This is a genomic window from Staphylococcus caeli (assembly GCF_051413795.1).
Taxonomy (GTDB): domain Bacteria; phylum Bacillota; class Bacilli; order Staphylococcales; family Staphylococcaceae; genus Staphylococcus; species Staphylococcus caeli_A.
In genome coordinates, this window is sequence record NZ_JBOIRQ010000040.1 from 1 (window position 1) to 5,263 (window position 5,263).

The 5,263-nt window shown below is 32.0% G+C and carries 5 protein-coding genes; 3 read left to right on the top strand and 2 right to left on the bottom strand.

Annotated elements, in window-relative coordinates:
• Positions 1-173 precede the first annotated feature (173 nt).
• Both ACSULM_RS12280 and ACSULM_RS12285 read right to left on the bottom strand, forming a co-directional pair.
• A complete protein-coding gene (locus ACSULM_RS12280) occupies positions 174-1,268 on the bottom strand; it encodes an FUSC family protein (protein WP_069996133.1) in 1,095 nt (364 codons plus the stop codon).
• A 71-nt stretch (positions 1,269-1,339) separates the two neighbouring features.
• Positions 1,340-2,629: a glutamate-1-semialdehyde 2,1-aminomutase gene (locus ACSULM_RS12285; RefSeq protein WP_436863102.1), complete on the bottom strand. Its 1,290-nt coding sequence runs from the start codon at positions 2,627-2,629 to the stop codon at positions 1,340-1,342.
• Between the two features lie 82 nt (positions 2,630-2,711).
• On the opposite strand from ACSULM_RS12285, the gene ACSULM_RS12290 reads away from it, so the two are divergent.
• From ACSULM_RS12290 to perR, 3 genes are all read left to right on the top strand, one after another.
• A complete protein-coding gene (locus ACSULM_RS12290) occupies positions 2,712-3,167 on the top strand; it encodes a peroxiredoxin (RefSeq protein ID WP_436863104.1) in 456 nt (151 codons plus the stop codon).
• 6 nt (positions 3,168-3,173) lie between these two features.
• Entirely contained in the window at positions 3,174-4,124 is a 951-nt protein-coding gene (locus ACSULM_RS12295; RefSeq protein WP_436863106.1) for a phosphoglycerate dehydrogenase, read from the top strand.
• Positions 4,125-4,219: 95 nt separating this feature from the next.
• Positions 4,220-4,669, top strand: coding sequence for a peroxide-responsive transcriptional repressor PerR (gene perR / locus ACSULM_RS12300; RefSeq protein ID WP_436863107.1), 450 nt, complete (start codon positions 4,220-4,222; stop codon positions 4,667-4,669).
• The last annotated feature ends 594 nt before the right edge of the window (positions 4,670-5,263 follow it).

Genomic DNA, 5,263 nt, shown 5'->3' on the forward strand with positions numbered 1-5,263 from the left:
TAATTATAGAGATATTTGTGCTTTTTTGTATTCAAACATAAAAATAACGATTGATGATTTTACTCACCAACCGTTAAAAGTGTACAGCCATATTTTTCAATAGAATTTAATTCAGTCATTAAAAATAAAACCACCACCTCGTGTTGCTGTAACACAGGGTGGTGGTTTTTGAATTATAAGTCGAAATCTTCATTCAAAATGTCGATTTCATTATCGTTATTATGATACGAGAAGAAACTGATGCGTAATCTATCTAAGTGTTCAAGCGTGTAACGGTATTCTTCTATAGCAGCAATAATTTGCATCATATTGGCGTAGGAATAAACGGTTTGATATGGGTTTTTTATAATTTCTTTTTGGAATGCATCCATCAAATTTTTCTTTTGAGGATTTTCGATTTGACTATCAAATTGTCCAACATCATATTTTGCTTTTTTGGATAGACTAATAAATATTTGTTCGTGATAGGCAATTAGTGTGTCGATTTCTAGTTTTATTTGTAATAGTAATTCATGATTTAAACTATGCAAATCATTTTGATATCTATTCATTTTTTTTAAAACTTCATATGCATGTCTCGTACTTCTAACAACTTCTTTGAAAAGAATTTTTTTACGGTTTTGTGCGTAAATTTGTTTTTTAGTAAAGGGACGTTCTTCCTCATAGTAAACAAAAGTTTGCTCGAGCTTTTTAATACGTCCACCAATCACGCCTCTATCTTCTTTAATGTGATGATATTCAGAAGTATCGTTAAGCACTAATTTAAACCATACAAAGATATCAGAGCATATATTTAAAGAGTTATAATATATTTTTGATTCGAATTTCGGTGGTAAGAATAATAAATTTACAACTGATGAACTAATTACACCAATCATTACTAAAACAAATCTATAAAATGCAGAAACATAAAAGTCTCCTGTGTGCTGACCCATAATAATTAATGCCGTTACACTTGCCAATGTAGCAACATGTGCTAATTTGAATTTGAAAAGTATAGCGATTAATAGTACTACAGTCACACCCATAATAACAACGTTATCTCCAAATACCGTAACCATTCCGACAGCAAGCAAAGCACCAAAAACATTACCTATAGCTTGGTCAGAAACGGTTTTGATTGAACGGAAAACGCTAGGTTGCATCGCGACTACAGCACTGACACCAGCGATTGCTTTCAATCCAGCTTCGTTCGGTAAGAGAGAAGCGATAAACAAAGCAAGTATTATGGCGATACCTGTTTTGAGAATACGGGCTCCTAATTTCAAATGTACCGCTCCTTAATATTTAATAATTGTATTTATATTTGTTATACAATTAATATAAGTAAAATTCAAGTTTATTTCATTTGACTAAAGGCATAATCTACTGCTTTAAGTGTAGTATCGATATCATTTTCAGTATGTTCTGTAGTAAGGAACCATGCTTCAAATTTAGAAGGTGCTAAGTTAATGCCTTGATTCAACATTAGTTTAAAGAATTTTGCAAATGCTTCACCATCTGAATTTTCAGCTTGGTCATAGTGTACAACTGTTTCATCTGTAAAGTATAGGGTTAAAGCACCGTATACTCTATTAACAGTAGCAGTAATATCATGTTTTTTAATTAATGATAATAAACCTTCTTCTAGACGTTGGCCCAATGCATCTAATTGTTCATAGACACCTTCTTGTTCTAATACTTCTAACAATGCAATACCACCTTTCATAGAAAGAGGGTTACCAGCCATAGTACCAGCTTGATATGCAGGGCCTAGTGGTGCAACTTGTTCCATGATTTCTTGTTTGCCACCGTATCCTCCAATAGGTAAGCCACCGCCAATAATTTTTCCGAAGGCAGTTAAGTCTGGATACACTTGATATAAATCTTGAGCACCACCGTAATGGAAACGGAATGCTGTGATAACTTCATCATAAATAACTAAACTTCCATTATTATGTGTTAATTCATTGACTTGCTCTAAGAACCCAGGCTGAGGTTTAACCATACCGAAATTCCCAACGATTGGTTCTACGAGCACAGCTGCAATTTCGTCTCTCCAATAATTTATAGCTTCTTTATAAGCATCTATATCATTATAAGGTACAGTGATCACTTCTTGAGCAACGCTAAGCGGGACGCCTGCAGAATCAGGAGATCCAAGTTGTGATGGGCCGCTACCAGCTGCAACTAACACTAAGTCAGAATGACCATGATATTGACCAGCAAATTTAATGATTTTATTACGCTTTGTATAAGCACGTGCGACACGTATTGTTGTCATTACAGCTTCTGTACCGGAGTTTACAAATCTTATTTTTTCTAAAGAAGGAATAGCATCACGTAATTTTTTAGCAAATTCAATCTCTAGTTCAGTAGGTGTTCCATACAGTATACCTTGAGCGGCTTGCTCTTGAATGGCTTTTGTAATGTGAGGGTGCGCATGACCAGTGATAATAGGGCCGTATGCTTGTAAATAGTCAATATATTTATTACCATCTACATCAAATAAATATGCACCTTGACCAGAACGCATCATCACTGGTGCACCACCACCGACTGCCTTGTAAGAACGAGAAGGCGAATTAACACCGCCTAGAATATATTCATCAGATAATTTCTGAAGTTTTTCACTTTCAGTAAATTTCATCGTTATCAACCTCTTTTTATTTAATATTTTCGTCTATTATCGTATCATAAAATTAATAATAAAAAGAAATAGGGTGGGTAAAATGTTGAAAAAAGGAGATCAATTTCTAACTTTTGAATTAGAAAACCAAAGTGGAGAAGTAATAACTAATGAATCAATAAAAGGTGAAAAAGCAATTCTCTATTTTTATCCTAGAGATAACACGCCTACTTGTACAACTGAGGCATGTGATTTTAGAGATAATATAGAACTGTTTAATTCATTAAATGTAAATGTGTATGGAATAAGTGGTGACAGTAAAAAGAAACATCAAAACTTTAGTAAGAAATTAGACTTGAATTTTGATTTACTTGTAGATCAAGATTACAAACTTTCTGAGGAAGTCGGAGTTTATCAATTAAAAAAATCATTTGGTAAAGAATCAATGGGTATAGTGAGAACAACTTTTGTGCTAGACGAAACTGGTAAAGTTATAGATGTAATTGAAAAGGTTAAAGTGAAAACTCAGATAGAACAACTTAAGGAAATTTTGGGGTGACCGATTATGAAAGCAGTTAGTTTAATGAGAATGGGTGAATTGGAAAAACAATTAATTGAAGCTTTTCCTAATGTAGAATTTATTTTCACAGAAGGAATATCAGATATTTCAGATGAAGATAAACAAATTATGCATATATTGTTTGGGTATGATGGTGAATTAGATGAAAGCTTTTTAAGTGATTGTCCACAGCTCAAATGGATTGCTTGGTATGCAACTGGTGTTAATAATTTACCATTACAATATATCAAAAATAACAATATTAAACTTACCAACGGCAAAGGTGTTCACGCGAAACAAATGTCAGAATTTATATTTGCATACATTTTGAATGACTATAAAAATATGAAGACTTCTTATATAAATCAAAAAAATAAGTTTTATGATTCAACATTGACTGGTACACGTGTAAGCGGAAAAACAATATTGTTTTTAGGTACTGGTAAAATTGCTAGTTATACTGCAAAAATTGCAAACGTTATGGGCATGGAAGTAATTGGTATAAATACTACCGGTCATGTTGCGCCAGATTTTACTTCTACATATGCAATGAAAGAGTTGGATGATGTATTACCTACAGCAGATATAGTGGTCAATACACTACCTGAAACAGAAGAAACGATACATTTACTTGAGAGTCGTGAATTTGAAGTGATGAAAGAAAGTGTATTATTCATCAATGTTGGAAGAGGAACTATTGTAAAGGAAAGTATATTGATAGATGCGTTAAAACAAAATCAAATCAGACATGCCTGTTTAGATGTTTTTGAAAATGAACCACTTGCGCCAGATAATGAGCTATATCACTTAGATAACGTTACGATAACTGCTCACATCACTGGTAATGGAAGTGAAAATAAAATGGAAGTAACTGAAATTTTCAAAAAGAATTTGGATAGCATTCTCAATAAAGGTAATCTAATTGAGAATGAAGTTGATCCTGATAGCGGCTATTGATGAGTATTGTGTGATTAACATTGACATTTTCTCACGGAAACAGTTATATTAATATTAAGTAATAATTATTATTAAATAGAAAGATGGTGAGGAAAATGAGTGCAGAGATGGAAAGCGTAGAACATCAATTAGAAGATTCGATAGCTTCATTAAGAAACAATGGCATACGAATTACACCACAAAGACAAGCAATTTTAAAATTTATGATTGCTTCGCACACACATCCTACAGCTGATGAAATTTATCAAGCACTTTCACCTAATTTTCCAAATATAAGTGTTGCAACTATATATAATAATTTACGTGTATTTAAAGATGTTGGGATAGTTAAAGAATTACCATATGGAGATGCTTCAAGTCGTTTCGACTTTAATACGCAGAATCATTACCATGTTATTTGTGAAGATTGCGGTAAGATAGTTGATTTTCATTATCCACAACTTGACGAGGTTGAACAATTAGCTCAACACGTAACAAATTTTAATGTAACGCATCACCGTATGGAAATTTATGGTTTATGCAAAGATTGCCAAGATAAAAAGTAATAATCGATGTGAATGCACAGTATATTAAGAAAGACTTGTCTGTAGGCAAGTCTTTTTTATTATTTAGACTAGTTCACATATTGAAAGTTTCGGAGTAAATGATATTTATAAAGTATGGGCGATTAAAGCATGTTCTATGGATTAAATTAGGTTATAGAACAATGTAAGTAATGCACGCGTGTTTACACAAAATATACGTTTAGTACATATAAATAATAATTAGTAATATGTGAAGTAAAATTTAACTTAAAAGATTGTTGATTATTATTGACGGGCTTGAATAATCTTGATATTATATAAAAGTCGTCAAAACACGACATGCAAAAAAAGAGCAACGTATAATATGAAATAACAAAAGTGTAAATTTGACACTTGTTAAAGTTATTTGAAGGTTATACAATGTTAATCGTTGAGTTAAAAAACGCAACAATCTTAATAAAGAACAAGAAAATTTATTATTGACTTAACAAAAACTTAATGTTATAATAAATTCTTGTAACAGATTAATGAACATTGAAAACTGAATTGCAATATGTCAACGTTAATTCCGAACGCAACATTAAATTGTTGGTTCAAAACAAGTGTTAGAGATAA